We start from the raw sequence: 18,570 nt of genomic DNA on the forward strand, positions 1-18,570 counted from the left end.
GTGGAGCTCCCCCTTCATGTGAGTATTTTCGGAATCCGAATACGAATCATCGATCCGTAGCCGGCCGAAGAGCAGATCATGAGGCCGTATCGGCTTCCGAACCGAATGCGGAGCCGTTCGTGGACATTCTTGAGCCCGACGCCGTTCTCGCGGTATTTTTTCAGCTGCCCCTGGTCTTTGTTCCACAGCTCGATCAGCGTTTCCGGGTCGAAGCCCGGTCCGTTATCCGTGACGTCAATGACGATATCGTCCCGCTGCTCGGATACCTTGATGCTGATATAGCCGCTTTCCTCCATCGGCTCAATGCCGTGATACAGCGCGTTCTCGACAATCGGCTGCACGATCAGCTTCTGGGTGACAAAGTGCCTGAGCGAATCCGAAAGCTCGATCTCGTAATCGAATTTCTCCTCAAACCGGAACTTCTGGATCCGCATATAATGTCGGACATGCTCCAGCTCCATGCTGAGCGGAATGAGCTCATGGTGCTCGCTGATGCTGATGCGCAGCAGCTTGCCGAGCGAGATCACCATTTTGCTGATATCTTTGTTTCCTTGCAGAACAGCCATCGAGTTAATCGACTCCAGCGAATTGTATATAAAATGCGGATTGATCTGCGCCACCAGCGCCTGCAGCTCCGCTTCCTTCTTACGTGCCTGCTCGGTCTCCACTTGAGCCAGCAGCTCCTGAATCTGCGTGCTCATCCGGTTGAAGCCGTCGATCAAGAGCCCCGTCTCGTCTTGCGCCCCGTGATGCGGCGGAATCGGGACGAAAATCCCCTGCTTCACCCGCTTCATGCCGTTCACCGCGCTGATGATGCTTCGGACCATGCGCCGGACAAAAAAACGGTCGAATAAAAAAGCCGATACCAATGAAATCAGCCCCAGGATCAGCGCAAGGTTGCGGATGGACACCGATTCGGCGGCGATCAGCTTGCTCGGCGTAATCGCGACCAGAAACCAGTCCTTATTATGGGAAGGCATATACGTGATCAGCGACTTCTCGCCTAAGTAGCGGTCGACGTAATGCCCTTTGCCGTTCACGCCCTCTTCGGCCAGAAAAGGAAACTCCGCCCGTTCCCCGATATGCTCCCCGGACTTGTTGAAGACGATCCGGCCCTGCTTGTTAACCAGCAGGATGTCCCCCTGCTTTAGCGTTGCCGCTTCCCAGAACACCTGATCCAACAGATCCGGCTTCACGTAAATCACGAAGGTTCCGATATCCTCCAGCGAGTAATAGTCTTTGATCATCCTGGCCTGGATCAAGACCGGGGCACCCGATTCGGCCGAGCCGTTCTCGCCGGGCCCGACCCACAGCGGGCGCCCTTCCGCCTCCCCGACCGCCTTATACCAATCCTGCCCTCTCAGCTCGGCAAGCGGCATGCCTCCGCTTGTATGATAGACAAGCTGTTCGTTCGAATACAGCGCAAACGACGCAATCATCGGATGATTGACGAGGTTATTGATCTCCTGCCGCCGCTCGTATGTGATCGGATAATCCGGCTGCTTCAGCATCTGCTGAACGGTCTGCTGGGTTATCGCCGAATTGGAAATCGTCGTAATCTCGCTTAATGCGAATTTCAGCTTGCTGTCCGTTTCCAAGAGCGATATCGAATAGAAATCGTTCGACTTCTTCTCCATGGCTGCGGAGAAGCTGTAATAGGATACGCCGCCCAGCGCAATGACGGGGATGAAGACAAGCAGAATAATAGCCAGCAATATTTTTCGGCGGAGCTTCATGGCCGGTTCTCCCCCCAATCTCTATCTCTATTATTCTTCGCGCCGGGCGGCATTCCTTGTCGAATGCCCTCTTGTCGATTAACTTTTTATGGCGCCTGATGTCAGGCCGGCGATAACCCAGCGGCTAAACAGCAGGAACACGATCAGCAGAGGCAGCGTTGCCGTGAAGGTCGCGGACATGATCATCCCAAAATCAAGGCCGTCCTTGTTCGTGAACAATTGCTGAAGCGCGATCTGGATCGTATAGTTTTCCCGGTTCTTGAGCACGACGAGCGGCCAGAAGAAGTCGTTCCACACGTTCATGAAGTTCAGAATGCCAAGCGTTGCCATCGCCGGCGTAACGACCGGAATGGCTATGTTCCAGAAGATGCGGAAATGGCCGCCGCCATCGATCCGGCCCGCCTCGATCAGCTCGGTATGGACGGCCGAGGCGATATACTGCCGCATCCAGAAGATTCCGAAGGCGTTGACCATGGCGGGCACGATCAGCGCTTTATAGCTGTCGATCCACTGCAGCTTGGCCATGATGACATATTGCGGCAGGACGCCGAGCTGGGCAGGCACAAGCATGGTCGCGATGACGAACACGAACAGCGTTTTTTTCAGCGGAAACTCATATTTGGCAAAGGCATAGCCGGCCAGCGTGCACAGAAATACGACCGAAAGGGTAACCGCCGTCGATACGACGACCGAATTGAGCAGCGCCCGGAAGAACTCGGTCCGCTCCAGCACGCGTGCGAAGTTATCGAAAAAGGCCGTTCCCGGCGTAAGCAGCGGCGGAATTTGAAAGGCCGCATCCTTGCCGTTGGTTGCGACGACGAACATCCAGTAGAACGGAAATATCGAAACCAGGGCGCCGAGGATCAGGAATACGTAAAATAACGTCTTGGCGACGATACCGGGTTCATCCGGCTTTTTGCGGGTGACTGAAAGTGTGCTCATGCTTTTTTCCTCCCCGTAGCTCCGCCCATCCGGCTCGACAGCATCATATTCAGGACGGAGAACACAATCGTTGCGATAAACAAGAGGACGGCCGTAGCGGCTGCGGTTCCGAAGAAGCCGTTCTTGAACGCCTCATTGTATAAATAGGTGACCATCGTGACCCCTTCCTGTCTCGTGGAGCCTGTACCCGATTGCCCCAGGAACACATACGGCTCCGTGAACAGCTGCAGCGCGCCGATCGTGGACACCAGGGTGACGAACAGAATAAAAGGACGAAGCAGCGGCATGGTAATGTATATAAACTGCTGGCGGCGGCTGGCGCCGTCGATCTTCGCGGCTTCGTAAATGTCGGTCGGGATGCTCTGCAGCCCGGACAAGAAAATAATGGCGTTGTATCCCATCCAGCGCCACATGACCATGGTCGAAATGGCGATTTTGACGCCCCACCAGCCGGAATTGAACGGAACGCTTTCCATGCCGAACGTGTTCAGCATCCAGTTGACCATCCCGTTGTTGCCGAACATCGTGCTGAAGACAAGCGTAACGGCCACAATAGACGTAATATTCGGCATGAAATATAGGACGCGGAACGTATTCTTGAACTTGTTCAGCGCAGAATTCAGCATGACCGCAACGAACAAGGCCACGATGAGCTGCGGGACGGTACCCATAAGCGCCATAAGCAGCGTGTTGCCGAATGCGATCCAGAACGTTGGATCCCCGGTGACGAACTCGTAGTTTTTGAGGCCGACATATTTCATCGGGCCAAGCGCGTCCCATTTATAGAATGACAAATAGATGGTGAACACGATGGGATACAATCCAAAGATGGAGAACAAAATAAAGAATGGTGAAATGAATGTATACGCCGTAAAACGGCTGCGCCGGGTCTCGGTCAAAAACCGCCTTTTTTGCGGCAGCGGCTGCGGCCGTTCGGCTGTAGCGGTATCCGCCATGGATGCACCTCCAGGAAGTAAGTGATAAATCCGAATCCGGGAGAGGATGCTTCAGAAGATCCCCTCTCGAATTCGGACGCTTTAAGTTTCATATGGTTGTCATGCGTTGGGAGTGGGTTGCCCTCCCGCTGCCCTAGCTGCGCTCAACCAATGTTTTGATTTGCTGCATGGCGCTCTCCCATTCCTTTTGCGGGTCAGCCTTTTTCTCGAGCACGTTTTTGAGCGCATTTTTAATAATCGTGTCGGTCTGGTCATGCAGCGGTCCGTAGTATACCGGCTTGACGCGCTCCGCGGATTGGGCATAGGCTTCCGCAATCACCTGGCCGCCGAAAAATTCGTCCTGGTCTTCCTTGAACGTCGGTTCGTCGTAAACGGCCGGAATCGATGGGAACAACCCGCTGTCTTTAAACGATTTCAGCTGGTTCTCTTTGCTGACGAGCCAAGAGATGAATTCGTAGGCTTCCTTCGGATGCTTCCCTTCCTTCGGCAGCGTCAGGAACGAGCCGCCCCAGTTGCCTGCGCCTTCAGGCAATTGGGCGATTTTCCACTTGCCTGCGCTGTCCTCAGCATTGCGAATGGTGCCTGCGATCCAAGCCGGGCCGAGCATGACCCCGAAATCGCCGTCATTAATCGCTTTCTGCCATTCCGGAGACCACAGAATCCAGTTGCCGATCCAGCCTTCCTGGATGCCCTTGACGGTGAAATCATAGGCCTTCTTCACTTGCGGGTTGGTCTCGCCGATAAAGCTGCCGTCTTCTTTATTGAAATAGATTTGATCCGGCGACTGGTCGCGAACGCCGTTATAAACCAGATCCGTCAGGTCGGCAAACGGCTTGCCCGTTTTATCCTTGAACTGCTTCGCCACGGTTGCAAACTTATCCCACGTATCGATTGCGGCACTGAAGGCTTCCGGATCCGTCGGCAGCCCCGCTTGCTCAGCCAGGTCCGTACGATAATACACGACCGTAGGGCCGATATCCGTTGGAAGGCCGAGCTGGAAGGAGCCGTCCACGGATGTTGCCTGCTTCCATTTCCAGTCGAGATAGTTGCCTTCAATGTCTTTCGCGCCGAGATCATAGAGGTTGTGGAACTTGTCCTGGTTGTTAATGAAGCGCTCCATGAAGGCGATTTCAAGCATGAAAATGTCAGGCGCGCCCGAGCCGGCGGACAATGCTGTCGTCAGATTGTTATGATGGGCCGTCTGATCGGACGTGTTCTGGAACTTCACGGTGACGTTCGGATGCTCCTTCGTATACTCCTTGGCCAAATCCTCATAGTTGGTCGTACCCAGCGACCAGAAGGAAAGCTCGATTTTCTCTGTAGAGCTGCCCTCATTCGAGTTCCCTTCGTTCGAGCCGCCTTCGTTCGTGCTGCCTCCTCCCTCTTGGTTGGTACCGCCTCCTGGCGATTCCGCAGAATTGCCGCCACCGCAGGCAGCCAGTGAGAAGACCATGATGATGCTCAGGAGCAATGCGCTCCATGTTTTGAATCTGCTCATGCTTTTACCCCTCTCATGTAACTTATTTTCTTTTTTAGTCTAATGGGAGACGGGCGACATTTTGAGGAGGCAAACTTCCGAATTCAGGTTGAATTTATTACGATTCAGTTCGATAACCGGAAGAAATTCATCCACGACAAAAAAGACCTTATGCACTCTAGAGGCATAACGTCTTGATTGGGTTTCTTATTTCAACTGCTAATACCGCCCGCTCTGATCGGGACGGCTATACCCTCCCTTAATCGGTTAGCTCCCGAATCGGGTGGAACCATGCATCATCGACGGGAAGAAACCGCTCCATTCCGGATGTTTGCTTGAACAGGCCCGATCCCTCCAAGTCCTCCGGCTGGAAAATGTGCGGATTCCTGCTGACTTCATCGGAAGTAAAGGCATCCAGCAATTTTTGCTGATCCTCACCGCTAACGGTATCCGTATTGATCGCAAAGGGAGGGTTCAGCACCGGTGTGACCGATATAATCGTAAAGGCTTTGCCGGCCAGTGCATGAAGCGGTTCTCCCGCATCTGCCTTGACCTTGTAGACGGCGCCCGGCATTTTCGCCGTTCCGGATGACAGCTCGATAGCATCGGATAGACATAGATCGCAGAAGGCCGCTGCATCAGCTTTACCTGTCAACAAATTTGCAAGCGAGCCCGGATGCGTTCCCCCGTACAGCACTTCGCGAAAAATCCGGTCCTTCCCTCCTTGAAGCAAGTCATCTATCGTCAAATCCGGATACTTGTCCAACCTGCCCAAAGCTCCGATCATTTCATGGGCAGGTATCTTAAACCCCGACATGGAGGTTTCGGACACAAATGATATTTTTTTACCGGCAATAGGCTCCAAAGCATAACCGTTTCCGCGTTTATACGCCCCCTCCTCGCCTTGTCGCACGCTCACCCAGCTAAAATAGAAAGCGTCTTCGAGCGTTCCGGTTTCCCCGCTTGCGACGACCAGCGGCTGGACCATCGGATTTGCGGCGTTCGCTCTGACATAGCCCTCTGTCCCGATGAATGCCAGATCGACTTGTCCGTTCGCAATCGCATCGATGGCATCCGTATCCTCCGTAAAGATGGTATGCTCGGCTTGTTTACCCGTCGCTTTCTCGATCACTTTGCCCAGCTCATCACGGGCTTCCTTCACCACGGCCCCGGATTCGCCTTGAAGCCAGGCGATGGTTATCGTGCCCTCGGATTTTGGGCCTGCCCCTGCCCCTGCTACGTGTAACGCACCGCCATTCGTTCCGCAGCCTGTCGCTGCCACCAGCACAACCAGCGAAATCATGAGCAGCCAAATCTTCTTCATCAAACAATCTCCTCTCGGGGACCACCGGTCGTTTGTCTGCCATGCATCAAGACCGGAAAAACGTGCTGTATTCCACAGCTCCGAAGACACTGTTTCCCCAACTTCCCTATATGAAATCAGTCTAGCCTGTTGCTGGGTCGCAAGGGTCAATGCAGTGTAATAATTATGTAAAACCAAGGTAAACATGAAGTTGGGCAAATAAAAAAACAAGCCAGGACCGAATCATCCTGACTTGAATTTTCTTGACAGATTTATGGAAAGCTCTAGCTTTTTAACTCTTCGTTTCTCGAATAAAAAAGGTTCACTGTCGGCCATCGCCTTAGATCATCCATCGAATGATGGATCCCGCATAAGTCATGCCGCCGCCAAAGCCGTAGAGCAGCACGTTGTCCCCGCTCTTCAGCCGGCCTTCGTCAATAGCCAGCTGCAGCGCCAACGGGATGGATGCGGCCGATGTGTTCCCGCGGTATTCGACGCTTGTCAGCGTCCGGTCGAGCGGCATCGGCCCACGTTCGCATATCGCTTCGATCATTCGGAGGTTGGCGCTATGCGGGACGAACCAGTCGATGTCTTCCGGCGACATGCCTCCTTTATCCAGAAGCTCGCGGACGCCGTCCGGAATGTTGCGGACGGCCCATTTATAAATTTCGCGGCCGTTCTGCACGAGACAGCCGCTCTTTAGCTCCTCGCCGTCCATCTTTTCGGACAGCGCGGTTTTATATAGATGAATGCCGCCTTCGCCGAATGTGCCGGACGTGGACGCCAGAATGCCCGGCCGGCTCTCATCCGCTTCCAGCAGCACCGCGCCGGCCCCGTCTCCGAACAGCACACATGTCGTTCGGTCGGTGTAATCCGTAATTTTGGAGAGCGTCTCGACGCCAATGACCAAAATTTTCGAGTAGGCACCGCCGGATATAAGCCCGTCCGCCATCTGCAGTGCATAGACGAAGCCGGCGCATGCCGCATTCACATCAAGGGCGCCCGTACTGACGATGCCAAGCTTGGACTGGACTCTCGAAGCCGTGCTCGGGAAGGAATACTCCGGCGTGCTGGTTGCCACAAGAATCATATCCGCATCCTTCACGGTAACACCGTATCGATTGACCATATCTTCCACGGCCTTGATTGCCAGATCGGATACAAATTGATCCTCCGCAGCGATGCGGCGCTCTCTCATCCCCGTCCGCTGAACGATCCATTCGTCGCTCGTATCCACCATCTTTTCTAAATCCGCATTGCTCAGGACGCGGTCGGGAACATACGTCCCGATGGCCGTTATTTTTGACTTGGATTGATTCATGATGACACCTCCATTTTTATTTACGTCTATTATAACACCAAGTATTAGGACTTGGTACTAATTTTATTTGGATAGGCGCCATTAGAACTCCCCTTCCTGAAAATCAAGGTTATCCGCAAGGGCGTCAACCGTCCTTCGGGACGTCGAGATGTTCAAGATATTTCTTCAAATTTTGTAACACGACCGCGTATCCGTCAGGAAACATGTGAATGCCGTCAATGGCATACTCCTTGTGCAAATGGCCCTCGGCATCCGTCAACCCGTCATTTACGTCAATAAAGGTATACCCGTGCTTGGCCGCCAACTGCTTGATCGCATCGTTTGCTTCCCGAATCGCCTCATTCGTTCTTCTCTGAAAAATCTCCTCCATCGAAGCTCTGGACACAAACGGAAAGTCGTCTTTGGCATTAACGGGATAGTAGGCCATGACAAATACCCGGCAATCGGGCAGCCTTGTAGCGATGCGGGTCAAAATCTCGTCGTAGTTTGCAAGCAGACGCTCCAGCTTATAATCAGGCGCGCTGATATCATTGGTCCCGATGTTGATGAAGATGTTGGAAGGCTCAAGGTCAAAAACACAAGTTTCCATCGACGCTAATAATTCCGCAGTGACATAGCCCGCAATCCCGCGATTGTAGATACAATATGGGAGTGCCAGCGTCTGCTGCAGCTCATTGATCGGGAAAAATTCCATCAGCGATGAGCCCACCATCACCACCTGCCCTTTCCGGGCCAATCGATTGAGCTTCTGGTAGTGCAGCAGCTTCATCTTCTTTTCATCGTTCGCTTCAGGCCATGTGTCTTCCTGAATCCCCGGCTCGCGATCCTCCGCCGTGTGCCACCCTTTATTTTCGTCCGCTGATGCCATTTATATCCCTCCTCTTTCAAAGGTTCAGATTTTGATTTTGTTTACCCTTTCATTCTAAGCCTTTTCACGTCTCCCGCAATGCCCTTGATCGTTTGGAGTGATGTAATACGCTGATATTCACCGAATAAATAAAAAAACAGGACCGGACAAGGCTATGCCCTAAATCCGGTCCTGTCTTCGATACGTCGTCCCCTGCAGCTACGAAATGGTGGCCTGGAGGCTCCATGACGGCCTGCAGCTCCATTATGAGCGGGCGAGCGGGCAGACACCCTCGCTCAACAGCGCGTGCCCAGAGCGTGCACGAGCACCTTATGAGCATTCACACGCTTTTGACGTGGCAGGAATCGCAAACCTCCGATTATGCGTGTAACCATACAAAAAAACAAGCGCGTTATCGACATATCGATAACGCGCTTGTTGGTTGTGCTTGGCGGCGTCCTACTCTCCCGGGACCCTTCGGTCCAAGTACCATCGGCGCTGGAAGGCTTAACGGTCGTGTTCGGTATGGGAACGCGTGGAACCCTTCCGCCATCGCCACCAAACGTGATTTTTGCGCTGCACTTTGCTTCAATGATTGCTCACCAGCAAAATATCAAGCCTTAGAAAAGGCATGCAGCTTCAAAATCGTTTCAAGATCTTTTGAACCTTGAAAACTAGATACGAAACGTCTTTGCGTTGATTAGAATCCGTAGCATTTCCCCAATGTTGGATCGGGGCCCCCGAAAAGTATTCGGCATCCGCTTCAAAGCTTCGCTTCACTTTTTGGGGTTTTTGTTCATGCTTCCGTAGCGAGCTTTCTTTCAGAAAGCTTGTAGGATAAGCCCTCGACCGATTAGTATTGGTCAGCTCCATGCATTGCTGCACTTCCACCTCCAACCTATCTACCTCGTCGTCTTCAAGGGGTCTTACATACTGGGAAATCTCATCTTGAGGGGGGCTTCACGCTTAGATGCTTTCAGCGCTTATCCCGTCCGTACGTAGCTACCCAGCCATGCTCCTGGCGGAACAACTGGTGCACCAGCGGTACGTCCATCCCGGTCCTCTCGTACTAAGGACAGCTCCTCTCAAATTTCCTACGCCCACGACAGATAGGGACCGAACTGTCTCACGACGTTCTGAACCCAGCTCGCGTACCGCTTTAATGGGCGAACAGCCCAACCCTTGGGACCTACTTCAGCCCCAGGATGCGATGAGCCGACATCGAGGTGCCAAACCTCCCCGTCGATGTGGACTCTTGGGGGAGATAAGCCTGTTATCCCCAGGGTAGCTTTTATCCGTTGAGCGATGGCCCTTCCATGCGGTACCACCGGATCACTAAGCCCGACTTTCGTCCCTGCTCGACTTGTAGGTCTCGCAGTCAAGCTCCCTTATGCCTTTGCACTCTTCGAATGATTTCCAACCATTCTGAGGGAACCTTGGGGCGCCTCCGTTACTCTTTAGGAGGCGACCGCCCCAGTCAAACTGCCCGCCTGACACTGTCCCCGTACCGGATCACGGTACCAGGTTAGAACCTAGATACGATCAGGGTGGTATCCCAACGTCGCCTCCACACAAGCTGGCGCTCATGCTTCAAAGGCTCCCACCTATCCTGTACAGATCGTACCCAAATCCAATATCAAGCTGCAGTAAAGCTCCATGGGGTCTTTCCGTCTTGTCGCGGGTAACCTGCATCTTCACAGGTATTAAAATTTCACCGGATCTCTCGTTGAGACAGCGCCCAAGTCGTTACGCCATTCGTGCGGGTCAGAATTTACCTGACAAGGAATTTCGCTACCTTAGGACCGTTATAGTTACGGCCGCCGTTTACTGGGGCTTCGGTTCACAGCTTCGGGTTTAACCCCTAACCGCTCCCCTTAACCTTCCAGCACCGGGCAGGCGTCAGCCCGTATACTTCGCCTTGCGGCTTCGCACAGACCTGTGTTTTTGCTAAACAGTCGCTTGGGCCTTTTCACTGCGGCCCCCTCGGGCTATTCACCCTACCGAGGCACCCCTTCTCCCGAAGTTACGGGGTCATTTTGCCGAGTTCCTTAACGAGAGTTCTTCCGCGCGCCTTAGAATTCTCTTCTCGCCTACCTGTGTCGGTTTGCGGTACGGGCACCTTCACCTGACTAGAGGCTTTTCTTGGCAGTGTGAGATCATGACCTTCGCTACTGTAATTTTCACTCCCCATCACAGCCCAGCCTTACGATGTGCGGATTTGCCTACACATCAGCCTCACTGCTTGGACGGACATCCATCAGTCCGCGTCACTACCCTCCTGCGTCACCCCATCGTTCATAACGGTTTACGGTGGTACAGGAATTTCAACCTGTTGTCCTTCGACTACGCCTTTCGGCCTCGCCTTAGGTCCCGACTTACCCTGAGCGGACGAGCCTTCCTCAGGAAACCTTGGGCTTTCGGCGGATCAGATTCTCACTGATCTTTTCGTTACTCATACCGGCATTCTCACTTGTATGCTGTCCAGCGCTCCTTACGGTACACCTTCAACCTGCATACAACGCTCCCCTACCCCTGATGCAAGCATCAAGCCATAGCTTCGGTGGTGTGTTTAGCCCCGTTACATTTTCGGCGCAGAGTCACTCGACCAGTGAGCTATTACGCACTCTTTAAATGGTGGCTGCTTCTAAGCCAACATCCTGGTTGTCTGTGCAACTCCACATCCTTTCCCACTTAACACACACTTGGGGACCTTAGCTGATGGTCTGGGCTGTTTCCCTTTTGACAATGGATCTTAGCACTCACTGTCTGACTCCCGGATATAAGTCTATGGCATTCGGAGTTTGACTGAGCTTGGTAACCCTTGCGGGCCCCGCACCCAATCAGTGCTCTACCTCCACGACTCTCAATTCCGAGGCTAGCCCTAAAGCTATTTCGGGGAGAACCAGCTATCTCCGAGTTCGATTGGAATTTCTCCGCTACCCCCACCTCATCCCCGCACTTTTCAACGTACGTGGGTTCGGGCCTCCAGTGCGTGTTACCGCACCTTCACCCTGGACAGGGGTAGATCACACGGTTTCGGGTCTACGTCCACATACTAAAGCGCCCTATTCAGACTCGCTTTCGCTGCGGCTACGGCTTCTCGCCTTAACCTTGCATGGGAACGTAACTCGCCGGTTCATTCTACAAAAGGCACGCCATCACCCATAGATCGGGCTCTGACTTCTTGTAAGCACACGGTTTCAGGTTCTATTTCACTCCCCTTCCGGGGTGCTTTTCACCTTTCCCTCACGGTACTGCTTCACTATCGGTCGCTAGGGAGTATTTAGCCTTAGCAGATGGTCCTGCTGGATTCATACGGGGTTTCACGTGCCCCGCACTACTCGGGATCCGTCTCGGAGGGTTCACATTTTCGATTACAGGGCTTTTACCTTCTATGGCCGGCCTTTCCAGACCTGTTCGTCTAATCTAAACCTTTGTAACTCCATGTGAGACGTCCCACAACCCCAGAGAGCAAGCTCTCTGGTTTAGGCTGTTCCGCGTTCGCTCGCCGCTACTGACGGAATCACTCTTGTTTTCTCTTCCTCCAGGTACTTAGATGTTTCAGTTCCCTGGGTATGCCTCCTCGCATCCTATGTATTCAGATACGGGTAACTGGCTATTACACCAGCTGGGTTTCCCCATTCGGACATCCCCGGATCGAAGCTTGCTTACAGCTCCCCGAGGCAGTATCGTTGTTCGCCACGTCCTTCATCGGCTCCTAGCGCCTAGGCATCCTCCGTGTGCTCTTAGTAGCTTAACCATGTCGCTCCAGTTTCGTGCCATGTGCTCTGTTGTCCGCTTGTTTCCTGATTGGATAAAACCACTCAATGGTGAAACAAGCTTCCAAAGGATCACCTGTCACGAATCTTTCGCTCTAACGCTACTCTTTCACTTCTTGGTCAATCACTTGACACAAGTCGTTAGAGAAGGATATTTCTAAAACGCAAATTCGTTTCGTTATCTAGTTTTCAAGGATCAAATGAGAGGTTAAACTCTCAAAACTGACCAACGAGTGAGTTGGTTGACTTTACTTCGTAAAGTCTATTCCGGCAGCTTACGCTGACCGTATTTGTACCGCTTCGCTACGGAAGCGAGGTACTCCATAGAAAGGAGGTGATCCAGCCGCACCTTCCGATACGGCTACCTTGTTACGACTTCACCCCAATCATCTACCCCACCTTCGGCGGCTGGCTCCCGTAAGGGTTACCCCACCGACTTCGGGTGTTGTAAACTCTCGTGGTGTGACGGGCGGTGTGTACAAGACCCGGGAACGTATTCACCGCGGCATGCTGATCCGCGATTACTAGCAATTCCGACTTCATGCAGGCGAGTTGCAGCCTGCAATCCGAACTGAGACTGGCTTTTTAGGATTGGCTCCACCTCGCGGCTTCGCTTCCCGTTGTACCAGCCATTGTAGTACGTGTGTAGCCCAAGTCATAAGGGGCATGATGATTTGACGTCATCCCCACCTTCCTCCGGTTTGTCACCGGCAGTCACCTTAGAGTGCCCACCCAAAGTGCTGGCAACTAAGATCAAGGGTTGCGCTCGTTGCGGGACTTAACCCAACATCTCACGACACGAGCTGACGACAACCATGCACCACCTGTCTCCTCTGTCCCGAAGGCCGCCCCTATCTCTAGAGGATTCAGAGGGATGTCAAGACTTGGTAAGGTTCTTCGCGTTGCTTCGAATTAAACCACATACTCCACTGCTTGTGCGGGTCCCCGTCAATTCCTTTGAGTTTCAGTCTTGCGACCGTACTCCCCAGGCGGAATGCTTAATGTGTTAACTTCGGCACCAAGGGTATCGAAACCCCTAACACCTAGCATTCATCGTTTACGGCGTGGACTACCAGGGTATCTAATCCTGTTCGCTCCCCACGCTTTCGCGCCTCAGCGTCAGTTACAGCCCAGAGAGTCGCCTTCGCCACTGGTGTTCCTCCACATATCTACGCATTTCACCGCTACACGTGGAATTCCACTCTCCTCTTCTGCACTCAAGTCCCCCAGTTTCCAGTGCGTCCCGAAGTTGAGCCTCGGGTTTAAACACCAGACTTAAAGAACCGCCTGCGCGCGCTTTACGCCCAATAATTCCGGACAACGCTTGCCCCCTACGTATTACCGCGGCTGCTGGCACGTAGTTAGCCGGGGCTTTCTTCTCAGGTACCGTCACTCTCATAGCAGTTACTCTATGAGACGTTCTTCCCTGGCAACAGAGCTTTACGATCCGAAAACCTTCATCACTCACGCGGCGTTGCTCCGTCAGGCTTTCGCCCATTGCGGAAGATTCCCTACTGCTGCCTCCCGTAGGAGTCTGGGCCGTGTCTCAGTCCCAGTGTGGCCGTTCACCCTCTCAGGTCGGCTACGCATCGTCGCCTTGGTGAGCCGTTACCTCACCAACTAGCTAATGCGCCGCAGGCCCATCCTCAAGTGACAGATTGCTCCGCCTTTCATAACTCCGCCATGCGGCAGATTTAATTATCCGGTATTAGCTACCGTTTCCGGTAGTTATCCCAGTCTTGAGGGCAGGTTGCCTACGTGTTACTCACCCGTCCGCCGCTAACTCTCAGAGAAGCAAGCTCCTCTTCAAGTCCGCTCGACTTGCATGTATTAGGCACGCCGCCAGCGTTCGTCCTGAGCCAGGATCAAACTCTCCAATAAAGATCGTCCGAAGGACGATCGACCTCGCCGGATTTGGGTTCCACTCGGATGAGTGAATCAAATCTGGTGAGTCTTGAAAGAGCGATTAAGCTCATTTAGAAAAACTGACGAGAATTTGTTCAATTCTCTATTGTAACTCCCCGCCGAAGCGGTTTGTTTTTACTCACTCGTTGTTCAGTTTTCAAAGATCAACCTTTTCGTTACCGGCGAATCTAGTTCGCATCAGCAACTCTTATAATTTACCACATCCATTTGAGTTTTGCAAGCTTTTTTTGAATTTAATTTTTCGTTCATTCATTTCAGCTTGTGATTCAAATGTTGTCCCTGCCTTTTTCTCGGCCGGAATTAGAATATAACACATCTTCAAGAAAGAATGCAAGCATTTTTTTAAAATAATTATAAATAGAGTTTCAATACACCTATACCGATACAAAGTAATCCGCCAACTGGGCTAGATGGACGATCATTAGTAATCGTCCTTCGCTTCATCATACGGCATATAATACAGCCTGACCTCTTCATTAATAATAAGATTTGTTCGCACATCCACCAGCTAAGCTTCTATTTAAATGATGAACGGGATCGGGGACAGAGCCAACGTATGGTGATGTCTCGGCAAAACAAACGTTTAGGAATCGAACCGCTGCTAATTAATAAACGCGCGAAGAAGCAACCGGTCCTGATGACATTTATTGAAAAGCATACAAACGAAAAACCGCCTCTATATATAAGAGACGGTTTTATTATGCGTAATTGACGAATGATTATTCGGCCCCGAGGAACGCGTAACGAACCAAGATGATCACGAACAGAATCCACATCAGCCAGTGCACCTTCGTGTCGGTGCGCCCTGTCAGCTTACCGAATACGGCAAGCACGACGTAAGCAATGATCCCCGCCGAAATCCCGTTGGCGATTCCGCCCGTGAACGGCATCAGGATGATGGTCAGGAATGCAGGGAAGGCTTGCATGAAATCATCCCATTCAATATCACGAACCTGGCTCATCATCAGCACGCCGACAACGACAAGCGCCGGAGCCGTAGCAGCAGAAGGAACAACCAGAGCAAGTGGAGCCAGGAACAGCGCAAGAATGAACAGCACGCCTGTCGTTACGGCCGTCAGACCGGTACGTCCGCCTTCGGCAACACCGGAGGTGCTCTCTACGAATGCCGTAATTGTACTTGTACCAAGGAATGCGCCGGCACTCACGCCGCCCGCATCGACGAGCATCGCTTTACCCAGCTTTTTCTCGCCTTCTTCTTTATTCTTGAGCAATCCTGCACGGCCTGCAGTACCGACCAATGTACCGAAGGTATCAAACAGTTCAACGAACGTGAAGATAAAAATGACCTCGATGAGCCCGATTCCGAGCGCGCCTTTCAGATCCATCTGGCCAACGGCCAAATTATCAAAGGATGGAATCCAGCTTGCGGTGCTAAGACTGGACAGGTCGGTTACGCCCATCGGAATACCGATCAATGTTGTCAGCACGATACCGATCAGCAAAGCGCCCTTCAGCTTCATCACCATAAGAATCGCAATCAGGAACAGCCCGATTAGAGCAAGCAGCGTGTCCTTGTGCTCAACGAAGTTCCCAAGGCCCATATTAAACGCGCCTCCCGGTACCGGCTGGCTAACATCCGTACCCGGGTTGATCGACACGGTAACCAGATTGCCGAGCTTCAATCCGACAATGGTAATAAACAAGCCAATCCCGACCGTAATGGCAATTTTAAGGTTATTCGGAACGGCCGTCAGCAGCATTTGGCGAACCTTCGTTACCGTCAGAATGATGAAGACGATACCTGAAATAAATACGGCTCCGAGCGCAGCCTGCCATGTAATGGCTCCATTCGAGCTCAGCACGACGGTCATGAAATATGCATTCAAACCCATACCCGGCGCCAGCGCAACCGGAATATTAACGAAGAAGCCCATCGCCATCGTTACGAGTCCCGCACCGACCGCAGTCGCGAAGAAGACGCCTTCCTGCGGAATGCCTGCCCCGTTAGGACCGAGAAACAGGTTGTTAACAAGCAGGATGTAGGCCATCGTCATAAACGTCGTAAGGCCAGCGATAATCTCGGTTCTTACTGTTGTTCCGTGTTCCTTTAGCTTAAAGAAACGCTCCATTATAGAGATATCCCCCTTAAAATTAATGACCCGCAACAACAAATAGACCCTAAGGATATATCCCCAGGGCCGCTGCTTGGAAAAAAGAGCCGCAAAACAATAGCCATCGGAACACAGGCTAACAATCGCTTCGTGAAAACCGGGCGCACTGCCGGAAAGCATCTTTCCTGACAGTGACAGCCGGCTTTAGAAACGCAGTACGTGTCCGCATTATATTGCCGCTCCTCTTTTCGTAGCAAGATCATTACGGTGACCTGTAGAGACTCCCGGGCCCATTCCCGGGATTATACGAAAAAGCTCGTTATTTGTTGTTGTCGTGTCGATTTCTACTCATATTCTAGGACGAGATGCCCAAGCTTGTCAATAACAAAAACGAATATTACACTTGTTAATTTAAAGTAATGTTCGGGATTTGGGGAGAAATCCATAATCATTGTGGGTCGACAGAACTATTTGTAAAAAAACACCCCTGCCATCAAGGCATATCATAACCTGATATCCCCGGTAGCAGAGGTGTTCACTTTCATCCTTTTCGTCTCCCGACTTCAACGAATCGGTTTATATCGTTCGATCTCCCGGAGTACTCCTACTCCCACTCGATCGTTGCAGGCGGCTTGGACGTAACGTCATACACGATCCGGTTGACGTTCTCCACTTCGTTGACGATGCGCACCGAAATCTTCTCGAGCACATCCCAAGGAATGCGGGCCCAGTCAGCCGTCATGCCGTCGATGGAGGTTACGGCACGGATGCCGACCGTGTAGGAATACGTACGGGCGTCGCCCATAACGCCAACGCTCTTCATGTTCGGAAGCGCGGTGAAATATTGCCAGATTTCGCGGTCCAGTCCGGCTTTCGCGATCTCTTCACGCAGGATGTAGTCGGAATCCCGCACAATCTTCAGCTTCTCCTCGGTCACTTCGCCAAGCACGCGGATCGCGAGTCCTGGTCCCGGGAACGGCTGACGGTGCACGATCTCGTCCGGCAGGCCAAGCTCCTCGCCGACTTTGCGGACCTCGTCCTTAAACAGGGCCTTCAGCGGCTCGATGAGCTTGAACTTCATGTCTTCAGGAAGTCCGCCTACGTTATGGTGGGACTTGATGGTATGCGCCGTATCCGTTCCGCTCTCAACGATATCGGTATACAGCGTGCCTTGAGCGAGGAATGCAAAATCGTCGAATTTGCTGGATTCCTCGTCAAATACGTAAATAAACTCGTTGCCGATAATTTTGCGCTTCTTCTCCGGATCATCCACGCCCTTAAGCTTGGACATAAAACGGTTGCGCGCATCGATCTTGACGACCTTCATATCGAACTTGCCGACGAAGGTTTCCATCACGCTCTCAGCCTCGCCCTTGCGCAGCAAGCCGTGGTCAATGAACATGCAAGTCAGCTGATCGCCGATCGCTTTATGAATCAGCATGGCCACAACGGAAGAGTCAACCCCGCCGCTCAGGGCACACAGCACCTTCTGGTCTCCGACGACTTCGCGGATTTCGCGAACCTGGTCGTCGATAAAGGTCTCCATGCTCCAGTTGCCTTCGCACTGACATATTTCATAAAGGAAGTTTTTGATCATTTCATTCCCGTGCACGGAGTGGCGTACTTCCGGATGGAACTGCACGGCGTACAGCTTCTTGTCCTCGTTGCTCATCGCAGCAATCGGAGCGGATTCCGTACCTGCATCCAGCTTGAAGCCGGTTGGCAGTGATACCACATGATCGCCGTGGCTCATCCATACGGTCTGCTTCTGCTCCAGACCCTTAACGAGCGTGGTGTTCGGATTAAATTCCAGCTCAGCCTTTCCGTACTCGCGCTTGGAAGCACGCTCTACTTTACCGTCCAGCTGGTGGGCCATCAACTGCATGCCGTAGCAAATTCCGAAAATCGGAACACCCAGGTCATAAATGGCAGGATCGACATGCGGGGCATTTTCGGAATAAACGCTCATAGGGCCTCCCGAAAAAACAATCCCGCGCGGTGCCAATTCCTTAATCTTCTCCACGGACGTATTATAAGGCAAAAGCTCGCTATATACGCCAAGATCGCGGATCCGTCGTGCTATAAGTTGGTTATACTGTCCACCGAAGTCCAAAACAACGATGATTTCATTAGGCTTATTCATTACCGGGCCTCCCTTGATTAATGAAATTAATTATACGCAACCCGAATTCATACCGTCAAGAAAGAGGC

9 protein-coding genes, 3 rRNA genes and 1 riboswitch are annotated in these 18,570 nt (G+C 52.4%); all 12 genes read right to left on the reverse strand.

What is annotated here, in order from left to right; all coding sequences use genetic code 11:
- Nucleotides 1-14: 14 nt before the first annotated feature.
- The 12 genes from NSQ46_RS26100 to guaA all read right to left on the reverse strand — a co-directional run bounded on the left by NSQ46_RS26100 (nucleotide 15) and on the right by guaA (nucleotide 18,502).
- The gene (locus tag NSQ46_RS26100; protein ID WP_007132752.1) at nucleotides 15-1,736 is read right to left on the reverse strand and encodes a sensor histidine kinase; all 1,722 of its coding nucleotides are present in this window, start codon (nucleotides 1,734-1,736) and stop codon (nucleotides 15-17) included.
- 78 nt (nucleotides 1,737-1,814) lie between these two features.
- Nucleotides 1,815-2,678, reverse strand: coding sequence for a carbohydrate ABC transporter permease (locus tag NSQ46_RS26105; RefSeq protein WP_007132753.1), 864 nt, complete (start codon nucleotides 2,676-2,678; stop codon nucleotides 1,815-1,817).
- Complete coding sequence (locus NSQ46_RS26110; protein ID WP_342575293.1) at nucleotides 2,675-3,634, reverse strand: sugar ABC transporter permease; 960 nt, start codon at nucleotides 3,632-3,634, stop codon at nucleotides 2,675-2,677. Before NSQ46_RS26110 ends, NSQ46_RS26105 begins: the two co-directional genes overlap by 4 nt.
- Before the next feature lie 133 nt (nucleotides 3,635-3,767).
- Nucleotides 3,768-5,132: an extracellular solute-binding protein gene (locus tag NSQ46_RS26115; protein WP_028406392.1), complete on the reverse strand. Its 1,365-nt coding sequence runs from the start codon at nucleotides 5,130-5,132 to the stop codon at nucleotides 3,768-3,770.
- A gap of 238 nt (nucleotides 5,133-5,370) precedes the next feature.
- A complete protein-coding gene (locus NSQ46_RS26120; RefSeq protein ID WP_251537866.1) occupies nucleotides 5,371-6,435 on the reverse strand; it encodes a PhnD/SsuA/transferrin family substrate-binding protein in 1,065 nt (354 codons plus the stop codon).
- Nucleotides 6,436-6,754: 319 nt separating this feature from the next.
- A complete protein-coding gene (locus NSQ46_RS26125) occupies nucleotides 6,755-7,735 on the reverse strand; it encodes a ketoacyl-ACP synthase III (protein WP_251537867.1) in 981 nt (326 codons plus the stop codon).
- A gap of 124 nt (nucleotides 7,736-7,859) precedes the next feature.
- On the reverse strand, nucleotides 7,860-8,603 hold the full coding sequence (locus NSQ46_RS26130) for a GDSL-type esterase/lipase family protein (protein WP_341034423.1): 744 nt from the start codon (nucleotides 8,601-8,603) through the stop codon (nucleotides 7,860-7,862).
- Between the two features lie 425 nt (nucleotides 8,604-9,028).
- Nucleotides 9,029-9,145: ribosomal RNA gene (gene rrf / locus NSQ46_RS26135) — 5S ribosomal RNA — on the reverse strand.
- A 270-nt stretch (nucleotides 9,146-9,415) separates the two neighbouring features.
- Nucleotides 9,416-12,342: ribosomal RNA gene (locus NSQ46_RS26140) — 23S ribosomal RNA — on the reverse strand.
- A gap of 346 nt (nucleotides 12,343-12,688) precedes the next feature.
- Nucleotides 12,689-14,242: ribosomal RNA gene (locus NSQ46_RS26145) — 16S ribosomal RNA — on the reverse strand.
- The 16S, 23S and 5S rRNA genes sit together here, the layout of an rRNA operon.
- Nucleotides 14,243-15,006: 764 nt before the next feature.
- On the reverse strand, nucleotides 15,007-16,377 hold the full coding sequence (locus NSQ46_RS26150) for an NCS2 family permease (protein WP_007133020.1): 1,371 nt from the start codon (nucleotides 16,375-16,377) through the stop codon (nucleotides 15,007-15,009).
- Between the two features lie 213 nt (nucleotides 16,378-16,590).
- A riboswitch (purine riboswitch) is annotated at nucleotides 16,591-16,689 on the reverse strand.
- A gap of 274 nt (nucleotides 16,690-16,963) precedes the next feature.
- On the reverse strand, nucleotides 16,964-18,502 hold the full coding sequence (gene guaA / locus NSQ46_RS26155) for a glutamine-hydrolyzing GMP synthase (RefSeq protein WP_007133021.1): 1,539 nt from the start codon (nucleotides 18,500-18,502) through the stop codon (nucleotides 16,964-16,966).
- Between the last annotated feature and the right edge of the window lie 68 nt (nucleotides 18,503-18,570).

This window comes from Paenibacillus sp. FSL M8-0142, from assembly GCF_038597315.1.
Classification (GTDB): Bacteria; Bacillota; Bacilli; order Paenibacillales; family Paenibacillaceae; genus Paenibacillus_AQ; species Paenibacillus_AQ lactis.

Bases quoted from the DNA above. Each gene is read 5' to 3' on its own strand.
- NSQ46_RS26100 (WP_007132752.1), bottom strand. From the start codon at position 1,736: ATGAAGCTCCGCCGAAAAATATTGCTGGCTATTATTCTGCTTGTCTTC.
- NSQ46_RS26105 (WP_007132753.1), bottom strand. From the start codon at position 2,678: ATGAGCACACTTTCAGTCACCCGCAAAAAGCCGGATGAACCCGGTATC.
- NSQ46_RS26110 (WP_342575293.1), bottom strand. From the start codon at position 3,634: ATGGCGGATACCGCTACAGCCGAACGGCCGCAGCCGCTGCCGCAAAAA.
- NSQ46_RS26115 (WP_028406392.1), bottom strand. From the start codon at position 5,132: ATGAGCAGATTCAAAACATGGAGCGCATTGCTCCTGAGCATCATCATG.
- NSQ46_RS26120 (WP_251537866.1), bottom strand. From the start codon at position 6,435: ATGAAGAAGATTTGGCTGCTCATGATTTCGCTGGTTGTGCTGGTGGCA.
- NSQ46_RS26125 (WP_251537867.1), bottom strand. From the start codon at position 7,735: ATGAATCAATCCAAGTCAAAAATAACGGCCATCGGGACGTATGTTCCC.
- NSQ46_RS26130 (WP_341034423.1), bottom strand. From the start codon at position 8,603: ATGGCATCAGCGGACGAAAATAAAGGGTGGCACACGGCGGAGGATCGC.
- NSQ46_RS26150 (WP_007133020.1), bottom strand. From the start codon at position 16,377: ATGGAGCGTTTCTTTAAGCTAAAGGAACACGGAACAACAGTAAGAACC.
- guaA (WP_007133021.1), bottom strand. From the start codon at position 18,502: ATGAATAAGCCTAATGAAATCATCGTTGTTTTGGACTTCGGTGGACAG.